The organism is Paenibacillus sp. YAE3, assembly GCF_057546105.1.
In genome coordinates, this window is the sequence record NZ_BAAIYF010000013.1 from 117,236 (window position 1) to 132,834 (window position 15,599).

The 15,599-nt window shown below is 54.4% G+C and carries 11 protein-coding genes; 3 read left to right on the plus strand and 8 right to left on the minus strand.

What is annotated here, in order from left to right; translation table 11 throughout:
* Positions 1-123: 123 nt before the first annotated feature.
* The 5 genes from AC27KL_RS22700 to AC27KL_RS22720 form a co-directional block, all read right to left on the minus strand.
* Positions 124-1,539 carry a hypothetical protein gene (locus AC27KL_RS22700; protein ID WP_487171152.1) on the minus strand — a complete coding sequence of 472 codons (1,416 nt, stop codon included), beginning with the start codon at positions 1,537-1,539 and terminating at the stop codon, positions 124-126.
* Between the two features lie 135 nt (positions 1,540-1,674).
* Complete coding sequence (locus AC27KL_RS22705; protein ID WP_487171153.1) at positions 1,675-2,517, minus strand: SDR family NAD(P)-dependent oxidoreductase; 843 nt, start codon at positions 2,515-2,517, stop codon at positions 1,675-1,677.
* Positions 2,518-2,650: 133 nt separating this feature from the next.
* Positions 2,651-3,625, minus strand: a complete 975-nt coding sequence (locus AC27KL_RS22710; RefSeq protein WP_487171154.1) for an aldo/keto reductase — start codon at positions 3,623-3,625, stop codon at positions 2,651-2,653.
* 397 nt (positions 3,626-4,022) lie between these two features.
* Complete coding sequence (locus AC27KL_RS22715; RefSeq protein ID WP_487171155.1) at positions 4,023-5,615, minus strand: PTS sugar transporter; 1,593 nt, start codon at positions 5,613-5,615, stop codon at positions 4,023-4,025.
* Positions 5,616-5,808: 193 nt separating this feature from the next.
* Positions 5,809-6,492 carry a cupin domain-containing protein gene (locus AC27KL_RS22720; RefSeq protein ID WP_487171156.1) on the minus strand — a complete coding sequence of 228 codons (684 nt, stop codon included), beginning with the start codon at positions 6,490-6,492 and terminating at the stop codon, positions 5,809-5,811.
* Between the two features lie 199 nt (positions 6,493-6,691).
* Between AC27KL_RS22720 and AC27KL_RS22725 the strand changes: the two genes are divergently transcribed.
* The gene (locus tag AC27KL_RS22725; protein ID WP_487171157.1) at positions 6,692-7,420 is read left to right on the plus strand and encodes a hypothetical protein; all 729 of its coding nucleotides are present in this window, start codon (positions 6,692-6,694) and stop codon (positions 7,418-7,420) included.
* 117 nt (positions 7,421-7,537) lie between these two features.
* On the opposite strand, the gene AC27KL_RS22730 is transcribed toward AC27KL_RS22725, so the two are convergent.
* The 3 genes from AC27KL_RS22730 to AC27KL_RS22740 form a co-directional block, all read right to left on the minus strand.
* Positions 7,538-9,172, minus strand: a complete 1,635-nt coding sequence (locus tag AC27KL_RS22730) for a thiamine pyrophosphate-binding protein (RefSeq protein ID WP_487171158.1) — start codon at positions 9,170-9,172, stop codon at positions 7,538-7,540.
* Positions 9,173-9,239: 67 nt separating this feature from the next.
* On the minus strand, positions 9,240-12,035 hold the full coding sequence (locus AC27KL_RS22735; protein WP_487171159.1) for a sensor domain-containing phosphodiesterase: 2,796 nt from the start codon (positions 12,033-12,035) through the stop codon (positions 9,240-9,242).
* 490 nt (positions 12,036-12,525) lie between these two features.
* Complete coding sequence (locus AC27KL_RS22740; protein WP_339322690.1) at positions 12,526-13,575, minus strand: NAD(P)/FAD-dependent oxidoreductase; 1,050 nt, start codon at positions 13,573-13,575, stop codon at positions 12,526-12,528.
* A 258-nt stretch (positions 13,576-13,833) separates the two neighbouring features.
* Here AC27KL_RS22740 and AC27KL_RS22745 point away from each other — a divergent pair, with 258 nt between their 5' ends.
* A complete protein-coding gene (locus AC27KL_RS22745) occupies positions 13,834-14,622 on the plus strand; it encodes an ABC transporter ATP-binding protein (protein ID WP_487171160.1) in 789 nt (262 codons plus the stop codon).
* 41 nt (positions 14,623-14,663) lie between these two features.
* Positions 14,664-15,596 carry an iron-hydroxamate ABC transporter substrate-binding protein gene (locus tag AC27KL_RS22750; protein ID WP_487171161.1) on the plus strand — a complete coding sequence of 311 codons (933 nt, stop codon included), beginning with the start codon at positions 14,664-14,666 and terminating at the stop codon, positions 15,594-15,596.
* Positions 15,597-15,599: the final 3 nt, after the last annotated feature.

The window sequence follows — 15,599 nt, forward strand, 5'->3', positions numbered from 1 at the left end:
GTCGCCTCCAATCTTTGAATGGGCCCTGCGTTCATAAAAAAATCAGGGCGATGAAGCCCTGACAAATCATTCGACGCCGATTCCTTAAACTCCTTGAGGCCGTTGCTATTCGGCCATATTTGTTCACAGCAGAAATATCGCTAAAACCGTCGTCGCAAGCAGTCCGATCAGCACCGGCTTCAGATTGCGGCGGGCGAGCTCGAACGGGCTGACCCCGCAAATGGCCGCCGCCGGGATCAACGCCCACGGGATCAGCGTGCCGCCTCCGACCCAAATCGCCGCCACTTGGCCCAATGCCGTCAGCGTTGCCGCACCCGTATGCGTCGCCGCCGCAAACAGCTGGGCGATGGAGCCTGCAAGCGAGATGCCGGAGAAGCCCGAGCCGTCCAGGCCGGTGATCGCGCCCATAATCGTCAGCGTCACGGCTCCGACCGCCCCGTTGAGGGGAACCAAGCCGGCCAGCGCTACGCCGAGGTCGTTGACGATGCCATGCGAGGCCTGGGGCAGAACCTTCCCGAACAAGTCGGTGAACGCCGAATCGCCCAAGTAAAAAAAGGCGGCGATCGGAATGACCGGGCCAAACACCTTAAAACCGAAGACGAAGCCGTCGATCAAATAGGAGGTGATTTTCTCCAGCCCCCGGTTTTGATGGGCAATAAGCGATATCACGATCAGAATGAGCACCGCCGTGCCTCCGACGAGCGCCGTCGCATCGCCGCCTTGGAGCTTAAGCACGAACATGGCCGCGACGTCGGCCAGGAAAAGGAGCAAAATCGCCACGGCCAGCATGTTTTTGGTTCCGGCAGGCAGCTTCACGCCTTGTTCATCCTCTTCGCCGCTGGAGGCGAGGGTGTTGCCTGCGCTTTTGACGGTCACCAATCCGTCCCTCCACGTTCCTTTTTTCAGGTCCTTTCGCATCATCCAAAATGCCGTTACGGTCGTGACGACCCCCATGCAGATCACAAGCGGCACGCTGGCTTCCATGACGCTCGCCACCGGAATTCCGGCCGCGTCGGCCGTGAGCTTCGGCGCTCCCTGGATAATATAGTCGCCGGACAACGCGATGCCGTGGCCGAACAAATTCATCGCCATCGCCGCGCCCAAGGCGGGCAAGCCGACCCGAAGCGCAACCGGAAGCAGCACCGCGCCGATCAGCGCGACGGCCGGCGAAGGCCAGAAAAAAAAGGACGTCGCCATCATGATGATCCCGATGCCCCAGTAGGCCAATGCCGGCGTCCGCAGGAACCTCGTGAGCGGCGCCACCATCGCCTCATTGATGCCGGTTCGGATCAGCACGCGGCTCATCGCGACGATAATGGAGATGATCATGATCGTCCCCATCAGCTCTTTAGTCGCATAAATAAACGAATTGAACACCCCGGATACGGAGCCGCTGATCGTGCCCGTCGCCAGCATGCCGAGCGCAAAAATGCCCGCGACGCAAATCATCGTCGTATCCCGCCGCCGGATAAGCAGCGCCATAATAAACACGATAAACGCCAGATACACGTAATGAATAGCCGTTAAATGAATGACCATGTCAGGGTCACTCCCTTCCCCTGCTGCAAAGTGTGCTATATGTTATGCAGGGGCCTGGGCATGGGTTCATGGCCTGGCTTTTTGGGCGTCCAAGCAAGCTCGGGGAAAATCAAGGGTACTGCTACAAGCAACATTCTATATTACAAATGGAGGGATATATCGCCCATCAATATCCGTAAAACCATACTCCAGCGCAAGGTCGCCTACCTGCAGCACCTGCCCGTGTTTCTCGTGCCTGTTAGGGTCTGCCGCTAATGCGGATACGGCCCGCCCGACATAATAGGTCGACTCGGTACGGCTGAGGGCCTCCACCTCTTGCCAATGATCTTCGTCGGTGCCGAAATTTTTCAGCACAAGCTCTGTTCTCATCCAACCGGGAGAAACCGCCGCCACCGTGATGCCGGTATTTTTCAGGTCGTGAGAGAGGCCGAACACGGTTCGATGGATTGCATTTTTGGCAAGATCGTAATAAAAGGTCGACAAATACTTGTCCTGATCCCGGAAGGTGGTATGCACGATGATGCCCCTGCCGGTTTCCAGCATCAGCGGAATGGCGTAGTGATTGGTCGCTATTTGGGCACGCACGCCGCTCTGAAATACCGCATCCCACATCTTTAACGGGTATTCCCAAAAAGTCTGCGGCTTTAGATTTGCTTCGAAATCATGCAGTCCCCAAACGTTGTTTACCAAAATATCAAGCCGCCCCTGCTCTTGGCGGATTCTTTCGATCAGCGCTTTTGTATCCTCGTCCCGCGTATGATCGCACCGGCATGGCACCGCCTGGCCTCCTAAAAGGAGTATTTCTTCGGCGGTTTCGTCGATGCTTCCGGGAAAACCGTTGGTCGACTCGCCGCGCAAGCTCCTTCCGGAAACGTAAACAACCGCTCCGGCCTTCCCAAGCTCTATCGCGATTCCCCGTCCCGCTCCGCGGCTCCCTCCGGTAACGAGAGCAATCTTCCCATCAAGCGGTCTTTCCATCGTATCAGCTCCTTCATTGTCATTGTTTATACTGATCATACAGGGGAACTACGTCACCAAATGTCATAAATGCAAAAAAAATATGCCGTCACGGAAGGCGCGGCTATCCGCACCGTCTGTAACGGCAATAGGGTTAAACCAACCGATACGTCGCAAAAGGCTTGCCGTACCGGAATGGCTCGCTGATCTCGTTCAGCCGGCTCAAAGCCTCCGCGTCCGGATTCAGCTCCAAGCTCTTCAGGTTTTCGTCCAGCTGCTCGGGACGGGTCGCCCCGACGATGACGGTCGAAACGGCAGGCTGTTCCATCAGCCAGGCGAGCGATAGCGTGCTGGGCGTGCAGCCGTGTTCTCCGGCAATCCGGCTCACTTGCTCGGAAAGCGTCAACGTCTGATCGTTGATGAACCGGCCAAAGCTCGGGTCCGTTTGCGCCCGCGATTTCAGCGGTGCCCGGTCGGCGAAGCTGTATTTGCCGGTCAGAATGCCCCCGGCCAGCGGGAAATACGGAATGATGCCTACGCCTTGATCCAGACAGAGGGGGATCATCTCCTGCTCCGGCGTACGATCGGCGAGCGAATAGCTGGTTTGAAGGGATACATAACGGGTGAGCCCTTTCATCTCGCTGATCCCAAGCGCCTTCATGAGCTCCCAGGCTGCATAATTGGAAGCGCCGATATAACGCACCTTGCCGGCACGCACCATGTCGTCCAGCGCCCGAAGCGTCTCTTCAAGCGGCGTGTGCGGGTCAAACGTATGGATCTGGTACAAATCCACGTAATCCGTTTGCAGCCGTTTCAGGCTGCCATCGAGCTCACGCATCAGGTGATACCGCGAGGAGCCCCGCTCGTTAGGACCTTCGCCGCGAACCAGGCCTGCTTTCGTCGCCAGCACCACTTCATGCCTTCTCCCCGCCAGAGCCTCCCCGATGATCCGTTCCGACTCCGTACCAGCGTAAATGTTGGCCGTATCGATAAAGTTGATGCCCCGATCGAGGGCATGATGGAGAATCCGGGTCGAAGTCTCCTGGTCCGCGCGTTTGCCGAACGCGTTGGTCCCGAGACCAAGCAAAGATACTTCGACCCCGCTGTTTCCAAGACGGCGAAATTTCATGAACATCCGCTCCTTTGCGCAACTTTTTGGTAACGTTTGGGCTAAATCCCGACGCATAAAATAACTAACACGATTGTTCCGCCGAACCGATCCTGCCCGAAAAGACGATAAAACGTCAAAACATATGCCGTTTCAAATCCCGCCGGCGGGGTAGCGGCACCTTCTTCACCAAGCATACCTCAATCGGCATCAGAGCTCCAAGCGTAAACCGGTAACCCGCGGACAGAACCGGCGGAAACACCCCGTTCGAAAATAACGCGCCTTTAAGCAACCCTTTTGTTGTTAGGAAACAATACGTTCTCCGCCCGGATTTGTCAATGATGCTCTTCAACAGGCAAAAGGAGACCCGGCTGCCTTGAGTTCGGGCCGCGCCGGGTCTTATCCTATCACTCTTCGTTTATGCCGACTGATGGGCAGACAGGTTCCGATCCGATGTTTTACGGCTCCGTGAAGCCTTGTTCGCCACCAGCGTAACCGCAAACGCGAGCAGCAGCGCAGCCGCCATGGAGATCGTAAACCCAACCGCGTTATTGGACAAGAGCGGCCCCATGAACGACGGGACGTAGGCCGTGCCGCGGACCTGAAACACGCCGACCAAACCGCCGCCGACCCCGGCCGCCGCTATCGCTCCCCCGAAGACCCACTTATTCGAAAACATGAACGGATAGGCTGCCTCCACAAAGGTGCCGAAGCCCATGTTAATCAGGAAACCCGGGGCAGCCACCGCCGCTTCGCCTTTGTCTCTCGGCGCCACCAGATTGGCCAATGTAATGCCTGCCGATACCATGACCAGCCCGACCATATCGATGGCCCCGAGGAAGCTGTTGCCCGTCTTCTCCATTTCAAGGAGTACGATCGGCAAAATCGCGGCGTGGTACACTCCGCCGAGAATCGCCGGCCAGATCAGCAGGCCGCCGATCACGCCCGCCACGATCGGGTTGAAGGAAATCGCCAGATTGATCAGGTACTTGATGAATTCTCCGGCCTGCAGCGCAAACGGAGCCACCAAATAATACATGATGAGCCCGGAAACCAGACCGGCGAACCCTCCGGCCACGATATTGACCGTGGTCATCGGAAAACGCCACTGCACGCATTTGACGAACAGGAACTGCACCAGCAGTCCCGCCCCGATTCCGCCGAGAATCCCCCCGATAATCCCGCCGTTCATGGACAGCGTTCCGGCGATGACGCCGGCTACGATGGACACTTCGTCCATATCGGATATTTGCTTCGCCGCGATTACCGCCAGCACGACCGGCAAAGCCTTCAGCATAATGTCAAACACGGCGCTTAAACCTTGAAGGGCCGGAATTTGGCTGAGCGCCAACACGATCGCCATGGCGATAAAACCGGGAAGGGATGACTGCATGATCCCTTTCAGATTGATCCTCCGCCAGGAATTGCCCTCAGGCTGCTTGTAGCCGTCGGGGCTTCCAAGCACAGGGACGTATTTCATCCCCCAATGCTTGCATAACGACGTTATAAACGACACCGCTCGCGTGCGGTTGGTCGTGCCCGTCGTACCCGAAGCGGCGATGACCTTCGCGCCTTTCGAGCCGATCAGCGCCATGGAGGTCCCGCCCGTGCCGACGACGGGGATGGACTTCTCCGCCGCTGCCCGGATCGCCTGGCCGTTGGCGCCTTCGGGATCGGCGCTCATGACGATCAAGCCGTCGATTTGTCCGGACCCGATCAGCGCAGCCATATCGGCGTCCAACTCAAAGGCGGCCTCGTTGACTTCCTTTAACGTGCCTTCCATGCGTTTTGCCAATCGGCATTCTTCCGTATTCCAACCATATAAAACGGCCGCCGTCGTTTCTTTGGCCGTATCCATCGATTCCGAGGCAGCGATAAATTGCACTGCTCCCAATTCCATGCCGGCGCTGCTGCATTGGGCCGCAATTTCCCCGACCAGCTTGTCCGGGTTTTTGCCCCCTAAATTATATAAATTGCCGCCGCTGCTGCCGATGACCGCTATTCGTTTCATGATGTGCTCCTCTATTCGCCATTTATTCGCTTTATTATGGTACCGTATTACCATATTATAAGAGTAAAATGTAATAGCGACAACCTTTATTCCGATAAAATGTCCGGTCAACCGGGAAGCGGCAGAACACCTATCATTGTTAACATTTTTGATGAACAAAAAAAGAGAGGGGCGCATCCCCCTCCACGATAATTTACCACCAGAACCGGTTCGGCTCCATCCGCCACGGGTGCGGCATCTCCGGGCCTGAAGGCCGCTGCTCCTGCCCATAACCCGGCTGCAGTCCCGGATAGGAGCGCGCATCATCCCCCTCATAAAACGAACCCTGCGAAACGCCGGGAACGTTCTCCCGATTCCGGGATTCGACGGGCGGGCCCAGGACGACGGATTGCCGGATCGGCGCCACCGCCTGCGCGAACTCCTCCGGATTGACGCCGTAAGCCAGTCCCATGATCTCTTTGGGCGTAAACCGGAGAAAATCCGCCGCGTATACGATATCCGAATTCGGACGGTCAAAGATCGCCATGATAAAGGTATCGTCCGTCAACGAAACGATCCAGTGGAACCATCCCTTCGGAAATTGGGCAACCTTTCCCGGCCCGAGCCGGTATGTCATTAACCGCTGCGTATTGGGGTTAAAGACCGAAGTCGTCACTTCGCCGGCAATTACCACGACCATTTCGCTCGAGTTCGTATGCCAGTGCGGCGTAATCATCACGCCCCGGCTCATGCGGATATTAAAAAACCCGATCTCGGCCGCAGGCAGCTGCGGGGAAAAAAGCTGGGTAATGTAATTCCGCGAATCCCGGCGATAAGTCACCACCTCGTTCGAATCCGCGCTTAAGTTCAAGGATGGGGATGTTAAGTCAACCGCCACTTCCGAAGCCTCCCTCCACAGGATCATGTCATCAATCCTTGGGTCAATGTCTACCCTAATGTATGCGCCGGTTCCTCCTCATGCTCCTAACGCTTTGCTAGGCATAGTCTAAAAAAATCGCTTCTTGTCGGCCGCCGGAATCCGCTATAATAAAACTCATAGCATGGAATGGATATCTTTAACAATGGTGGAGGGTTCTATGAAGCAGCAAAACGCAGCATCGTTATCGGACATCATCACGGAAGGAATCGACAAGACGCTCGCCAAGGAAATGCCAAACGCCGGCCCGAACGAGCTGGAACAACGGCGGCAGCAAATGAGCAAAGCAGAACTTATGGACGCATATCTTCTATCGTTCGATCAGGACTTGACGGGGCAGGTCATTCATAAGGTCGTGCTGCGGGTTTTTGGTTTGGATCTGGATCATGCCTTGGTGCTCCCGGAAGCCGAACGCAGGCTAGGGGGAATGCAAGCTGGCAGCAGCCCGATCCCTCCCCGCGACGTCATCGATTTGCAGCTGGCCGAATGCGGCAGGCGGCTGGCAGGCCCTGAAGTTCGCCGCCTGCTGAACCAGCTGTTCGGCGTGAATCTTGACGCCATATCGGCTTTGGACAAAGCAAGAATATCGCTGTTCTCCAAAGGCCAATGGATCGTGCGGCAAGATCGGGATTTGTTCGTCGTGTATACGGGCGAAGGGGACATCGATGTCAGCGTGTATCCCACGGCATATTTCCGGGAGCAGACAGGACAGGACGAACTGCCGGAGGACCTGGGACAGGCTTTGGCCGATCTGGGTTACAGCCCTGTTGCGGAGGGGCAGAGATATTATTATGTCAATCCGGACGGACAAGCCGTGCCGGATGCCTTTAAAGGCCAAACGATGGGTGCGATTATGGCCTCCATCCGGAATGCATACAGCCATCTATAACTTGCGCTTTCCTCATCGGCGTTCACTCAGCCGCCTCCCCGGCTGCGTTCCACGCTTTTGCCGCGCCAAAAAAAGGGCCCTGATCGAAGATCAGAGCCCTTTTTATCATACCGGTTATTATTTACCGAAAGAGGACAAAAACTTCACGCGGTCGCCCATCGGAGGGGTGTTGTTGTCCACCAATGCGATTTCGAGAAGCGCAGGTCCGCCGGCATTCAGCAGTCCGCTGAGCGCTTCCTTGTTCAGGTCACCCATTTCCTGGACGCGGTAGCTTGGAATGCCCATGGCTTCCGCCATTGCCGCAATGCTGATTTCCTTCTGGGCAAAGGTCGCGTGCGACCGCTTGTACTGCAGCTCATGCCCGTGATATACCATGCCCAACCGCGCATTGTTCATGATGACGAACAGGATCGGCAAATTGTATTCCTTGGCCGTCAGAATCTCCATGCCGTGCATGAAGAAGCAGCCGTCTCCCGTGATGCATACCACCGGACGGTCCGGATCGGCGAATTTCGATCCGATGGCGGAGCCGATGCCGCTGCCCATCGCCCCGAAATGGACGTTAATGTCGAACGTGTTGTAATCCAGAACGTTCATGTAATGGATCACGTAGGACATGAACTCCCCGATATCGACGGTGTAGCGCGTATCCGCCGGGAGATGCTTCTGCAGGTTTTTCAGCACGTTTTGCGTGTTGTATTCCTCTGTCGCGACGTAACTTTGCGGTTTTTCCAACGCTTTTGCGCCTTCTTTAGGCAGTCCGAGCGCTTTCAGCTCCTCGAGCAGGAACATCAGGCTCAGGTTGATGTCGCCCAGGACTGGGATGTCGATTTCGTATTTGCGGCCGAATACGGTCTTGTCAAAATCCATCTGCACGCAGAACCGATTTTTGGTCAGATTCATATTCCAGTTGTTTGTTGCAGTTTCGCCCAAGCTGGAGCCGAGAATCAGCAGGGCTTGTCCATCGCCATCATTGATGAGCACCGAAGTCCCTTCATGGCCCGCGAAACCGAATACCCCGGACAGAAGCGGATGCTCTTCGGGAATGAATCCCTTCGCCTGCGGCGTGGTCACGATCGGCCAGTTGAGAAGCTCCGCAAGCTCAAGCACCTGATCCACCGAACTGCGTACGCCTTGCCCGATGAAAATATATCCGCTCTCGCGTTTCGCCAGCTCCTCCGCAACCTTCTTGATCGTATCCAGTTCCGGCACGATCGGCGTTCTTTTCGGCGGCTCGGGAATCGTAACCTGCACTTCGCCCTGCTGCACGTCGATCGGCATCGCTACATGGACCGGCCCGGGCACGCCGGATATCGCGATTTCAACCGCTTTTGCCACCTCGGCCAGCAGATCCTTGGATTCGCGCACCGTCACGCTGTATTTGGTGACCGACCGGTATACCGGCTCGGCGTCCAATTCCTGCGACGCGTTCAATCCCACCGTATTGACCGGAACCGCACCCGTCAAAAACAATACCGGCAGATGCTCGCGCATCGCGTTGGCCGCGCCAGTGACAAGATTGGTTCCCCCCGGCCCGCTGCAGCCGATGGCTACGCTAAGCTGGCCCGAATATTTGGCATAGGCCGCCGCCATATAGGACGCAGCCCCTTCATGTTTGGTAACGACCGGCGTAATTTCGGGCATCTCCACCAGCTGGTCGAACAGGACGTTGACGGAACCGGCGGGAATGCCGAAAATATGCCTTACGCCTAATCCTTTCAAATACTCCAATACTGCGCGTGCTGCTTTCATAAAAAAACCTCCTAATAAATTTCTATTTATCTATGGTGTAAAGGAGTGACCGGGCCGAAAAGAAGGCTCAGTTCACTCCGCAGGATAGGTACAATTGAGCGATGTCCTCCGCCTTCATCGGACGGCTGAAATAATAGCCCTGCATCAGATAACAGCTGCGGGCAGCCAAAAACTCGGCCTGCTCCTTGGTCTCGACCCCTTCGGCAATGACGTTCAGGTTCAAATTCTGGGCCAGCGTAATAATCGTGTTCGTGATGGCCGCATTGTCGTCGTCCTTGATGATGTCCTGCACGAAGGATTTATCGATCTTCAGCGTGCTGATCGGAAAGTTTTTCAAATACCCCAGGGAGGAATAGCCCGTCCCGAAATCATCGATGGCAATATTAATGCCCAGGCCCTTAAGCTGCTCCATCGTTCTGAGCGTCACGTCGGTGTTTTTGATGATCTGGTTTTCGGTGACCTCCAGGTGCAGGAATTCCGGCGACAGGTCGGTTTTTTTCAAAATGTTTTTCACGACGGTGAACAGGTTGTTCTGCTCGAACTGCCTGACCGACAAATTGACGGATACGCTGATCGGCGGGAATCCTTTTTTATGCCACTTCTTGATCTGCATGCATGCGTTCCGCAGCACCCATTCTCCGATCGGGACAATGAGCCCCGTCTCTTCGGCGATCGGAATGAACTCGTCCGGCGGCACCATGCCCTCTTTCGGATGATTCCAGCGCAGAAGCGCCTCCACGCCGACGATCGTATTCGTTTTATAATTGATTTGGGGCTGGTAATAGAGAATGAGCTCGTCCTGATCAAGCGCTTTGTATAACGCATTTTCGAACTTGACGATTTCGAACGTTCTCGTGTCCATGCCCGTGCTGAAAAAATGATAGCTGTTCCCGGAGATCTCTTTCGATTTATACATCGCGGTGTCCGCATTTTTGATCAGCGTTTCGCTGGTGTCCCCATGGTCCGGAAAGAGGCTGATGCCGATGCTCGTTTTGATGTACACTTCATGGTCTTTGACGTAAAACGGTTCCTCGAACGAAGCGATGACCTGGTTAACGACCTTCAAAATCTCTTTTTTGCTTTTGATGTTCGGCAGGAAAATCGTAAACTCATCCCCGCCTTGGCGCGAAACGGTCGCGCTTTTCGGAATGGAGTCGACGAGCCGTTTGGCAACGTCCCGCAGCAGCAAATCGCCGTAGGTATGCCCCAGCGTGTCGTTAATGAATTTGAAACGGTCCAAATCCAGGTACAGAAGCGCTATTTTCCCTCCGTTCGCTTGGGCGTATTTAATGCCCTGATCGAGCCTGTCTTTGAGCAAAACCCGGTTAGGCAGGTCCGTCACGCTGTCAAAGTAGGCATGGTATCTGATTTCCTCCTCCATCTGCTTTCGTTCCGTAATGTCTTTGAAAGTCACGACGTCGCCGACGATATCGTCCCCTTCCTTGATGGATGAAATGACGTATTCGACCGGAAAGCTGGAGCCGTTCTTGCGGTAAAAGCAGTCGTCCGCATGGCATTTATCCCATTTGCGGTAATCCATGCCGTCCCCCCGCTCCCTATCTTCACCCTTGCCGTAAAAAATAACGTTGGCTGGCTGGCCGATCAGCTCCCTGGCTCCATAACCGAGCATCGCCTCGCCGGCGGGGTTGCAAAAGGTGATGTTGCCCTGAAGGTCAAGGCCGAAAATCCCTTCCCCGGCCGAGTTGAGGATAAGCTCCTTCTCCCGGCTCAGATGCTGAAGCTCGGCCACGACCCGCTCCAGTTCCCTGTTCTTGAACGTAATTTCCGAGGTCCTTTCCTCGATGATGACTTCCTGCTTCTCCATGTAAAGCAAATTCGACAACGTCGAAGCCGTGGCTTCCACAATGGATTGGCACAGCTGGATCGTAGCTTCCGAATACGTCATGATTTTTTCGCCGAGATTGACCACCGCGATGACGCCGAGCACTTCGCCCATCGAAACCAGCGGAAACATGTACATCCCTTTGATCCCGAAATCCCGGCAAGCCTCATGGTTAGGCCTGTCGTCCTTGGAAACGTCGGGAATGATGATCACTTTTTTCGTGCGCACGACCTCGTGGAAAACGCGATCATTTTCCGGGTCGATTTTCACCCTTTGATGCGTTCGCATCCAGTCTTCCTCGGACCAGTCGCTGTCCTTGCTCAGCTTGGCGGGCTTGATTCTTTTCCCGGCGAGCGGGTCCAGCAAATGGGCCCCGATGTTGTAGTTGTTCAGCACTTTGGCGATATAATAAAAGCTTGTGTCCAGCCCCTGCTGCATGGTCGAGCACATCGATAAGTTGCGTGTCACGTCAAGCAGAAGCTGCTTCTCGGCGATCAGATTTTCCTTATGCGTCAAATTGTTGGCGTTGCGGATGGCCACGGCCGCCATATTGACGTAGGCCTCGACCGTCTGAATCTCCGATTCCGTCAAATTCATCGGAATGCCGTAATCAAAAAGAAACACGAGCCCAAACAGCTCCTGCTCATACGAGATGGGAAGAACGAGCAGCGATTTGATCTCGAAGCCTTCGATCGCCCAGGAGTCGGGGCGCCGATCTTGTGATGTGTCCGGAATGTAGATCGTTTTTTGCGTTTCGATCACTTCTTTGGCGAGCTGATCGCGGTTGGTGTCGATGATATGCATGTCCAGCGTCATCCCGTTGATGATCTCGGGTTTGCCGACATACCCCCTAAAGGTCCCATCGCCTTGCGGCAGATAAATGCCAACCGAATCGCATTGGACGATCTCCTCCGAAATAGCTGTCGTTACATGCTGCAATACCTCTCGCAATTCCAATTTGGTGTTGATCAGTTTCGTAATATTCGCGAGCCGGGAATACCTCGTTTGCTCCTTAACCATCACACGCTCTCCCCTTGTCATCTTCGTTTGACATCGATGTATGGTCCTGCTAAATATGAACTATTTATGTTATATAGGCGTATGATCTCCCTATCCTAGACTTCCGTCATGCGTGATGAAAAAATATAAGGTCCTATTTTCCTTATTTTAACTCAGAACGGTATCTTTTTTATATATCGAATACTAAAAAAAATAGTAATTTTTAGTTATTTCCCCTACGATCAGCGAATTTGGGACGTTAAAGGGGGAAAATGCGTCGGAAAAGGCGGTTTTCGAGAAAGGAAAGTTTGCAAGTTTAAGGTGAATTCAAGCAATAATGTAATTAAAAGGAATCCTTTTTCCGGGAAGAGCCTTTTGCATTTCAGGTGCCTCGGACTGGATTTTTCCTGATCGGGGATGATTCAATGGGAATCGGATCCGTGTCCTCTTCCCGATAACGAAAAAAAGCCCCCTCGCTTTGAGACAAAAGGACTTTCTATCGGTTCGCGGTTTACCCCATCATTTTTTTGACGAGCTCCCGGTTTCTGTCTTTGAATGCTTCGTTATGCGAGGAAACCATGGCGACCGCGTCGGCGTCCGGCTGAAGGAACCGTTTCGCCTTGTTGACGGCGTTGGCCGCATCCTGGAAGGCTCCCGCAATGAGGTGCAGCTTGCCTTCATGTTTGAGGATATCCCCGGCGGCGTACAATCCTGGAACGGAGGACTCGCTGTTAGGCGTGCCCGCTATGAAATATTCGTCGGCGATGTCGATTTTGAGGTCGCTTTGCTGCAGCAAGGTCGTGTCGCGTTCATATCCGTGATTGATGATCACGTCATCCACGTACAGCTCCATCACATCACCCGTCTGCTGATGGGTCAGTTCGACCCGTTCGATCGCTTCATGGTCTGCGCGGGCATGCAGCTTGGTAATCGTCCGATGGAACAAACATTCCACCGAGCTGTTCAGCAGCTGCTCCACGGAAGCCTCGTGCCCGTTCAGCGCGTCCTTGCGGTAGGCGACGTAGACCTTTTTCGCGATGGGTTCCAGCTCGTTGGCCCAGTCGACCGCGGCATTGCCCCCGCCGGAAATGATCACCGTCTTATCCTTGAACCGCTTCAGCGATTTGACCGTATAATGCAGGTTGCTGATCTCGAAACGGCTTGCGCCTTCGATCTCCAGCTTTTGCGGGTTCAGAATGCCGCCGCCGACGGCGATGATGACCGTCTTGGAGAGATGGAGGCGCCCCGAACTGCCATGAAGCTCGAATATTCCGTCCCGGCGCCGCGTAATGGACTCGACCTTTTCGTTAAGCACGACCTCGGGGTTAAACGTCAGCCCCTGCTGCACCAGCTGCTCGATCAGTTTCGCGCCGGGAATCGGCGTCAAGCCGCCGACGTCCCAAATCATTTTCTCCGGGTACACATGTATTTTGCCGCCCAACTCGGGCTGGAACTCGATGATTTTGGTCTTCATTTCCCGCAGCCCGCTATAAAAAGCGGAATAAAGCCCGGCCGGCCCCCCGCCGACCACTGTCATATCGAAAATTTCTTCCTGACCCATACCCGCTCGCTCCTCGACATTTATTTATAATCATTCTTATTAATGATAACAATTCTCATTCTCAATAAAAATATACATGGATTTTCCTTGATTTTCAAGATTCTATTGACATCTGCGCAAAATCAACTTATTCTTTTAACGATATTGAGAATCATTATCAGTCATGTCCGAACATATTATGCTCCATTTAGGAGGGTTTATTTCGGCAATCATATCTTGTCTCTAAAAAATATTTTGCTATATGAGGGAGGGCCACTCATGGTTCGGCTGTACACTACGGAACTCAGCATCGGCTACGGCGAACGCTCTATCGTCAAAAATCTCAGCGTCAGCATTCCCGACAAAAAAATCACCGCCATCATCGGCTCCAACGGATGCGGCAAATCGACGCTGCTGAAAGCGATCACCCGCATCATTCCGCATCAGGGGGGCACGGTGATTCTCGACGGAGAGGACATCGCCAAGGAGAATACGAAGCTGCTGGCCAAAAAAATGGCCATTCTGCCGCAAACGCCCGAAAGCGCGGCGGGATTGACCGTCGGCGAGCTGGTGTCTTACGGTCGGTTTCCGTACCAAAAAGGCTTCGGGCGCCTGACGCCGCACGACGTCGAGGTGATCGACTGGGCGCTTGCGGAGACGGGCACGAAGGATTTCAAGTACCGCTCGGTCGATACGCTTTCCGGCGGACAACGCCAGCGGGTATGGATCGCGATGGCGCTCGCCCAGGAAACCGATATCATCTTCCTCGACGAGCCGACTACATACCTGGACATGGCGCATCAGCTGGAGGTGCTGGAACTGTTGCAGAAGCTCAACACAGAGCAGCAGCGCACCATCGTGATGGTGCTTCACGACATCAACCAGGCCGCCCGTTTCGCCGATTACCTCATCGCGCTGAAGGACGGGGAAATCGTCAAAACCGGCAGCGGCGAGGAAGTGATCCGCCCCGAAGTGCTGAAGCAGGTCTATTCCATCGATGCGGCCGTCGGCCGCGACCCGCGGACCGGTAAACCGATGTGCGTCACCTATGATTTGATCAAAACCTAGCGGAATCCAAAACATATATTTTGAGAAGGAGCGTCAATCCAATGAAAAAAGCATTTTTACCCCTTTTATTATGCCTTATCCTCGCTTTAAGCGCCTGCAGCAGCAAAAACGGAGCCGACGGTAAGGTGGAAGGAAACGCCGCCGCGGAACAAGCAAGCTCCGAAACGATCACCTACCAATCGGAAAACGGCCCCGTGAAGGTGCCGGCCCATCCGAAACGCGTCGTCGTTCTCTCCAGCTTCACCGGCAACGTATTGGCGCTTGGCGTCAACGTGGTCGGCGCCGACTCCTGGTCGAAAATGAACCCGAACTTCAAAGACAAGCTGAAAGATGCGGAAGAAGTTTCGGACGAAAACCTGGAAAAAATCATCGAACTGAACCCCGACCTCATCATCGGACTGTCCAACATCAAAAACGTCGACAAGCTGAAACAGATTGCGCCTACGGTCACATACACCTATGGAAAAGTCGATTATTTGACGCAGCAGCTGGAAATCGGCAAACTGCTGAACAAGGAAAAAGAGGCGCAGGCCTGGATAGAAGATTTCAAAAAACGCGCCGATGAGGCCGGCAAACAGATCAAAGCCAAAATCGGCGACAAGGCGACCGTGTCCGTCATGGAAGTTTTCAACAAGCAGCTGTACGTCTACGGCGACAACTGGGGCCGCGGCACCGAAATTCTGTATCAGCAGATGAAGCTGAACATGCCCGAGAAGGTCAAGGAAACCGCTCTGAAGGAAGGGTATTACGCGCTTTCTCCCGAAGTGCTGCCCGAATTTGCCGGCGATTACGTCATTTTCAGCAAGGACCAGGATTCCGGCAATTCCCTGGAGGAGACGGAGACGTACAAAAACATGCCTGCCGTTAAAAACGGCCGTGTTTTCGTCGCGGATGCCAAAGCGTTTTATTTCAACGATCCGATCACGCTGGACTACCAGCTCGATTTCTTTATCAAACATTTCCTCGGGAAGTAGTGC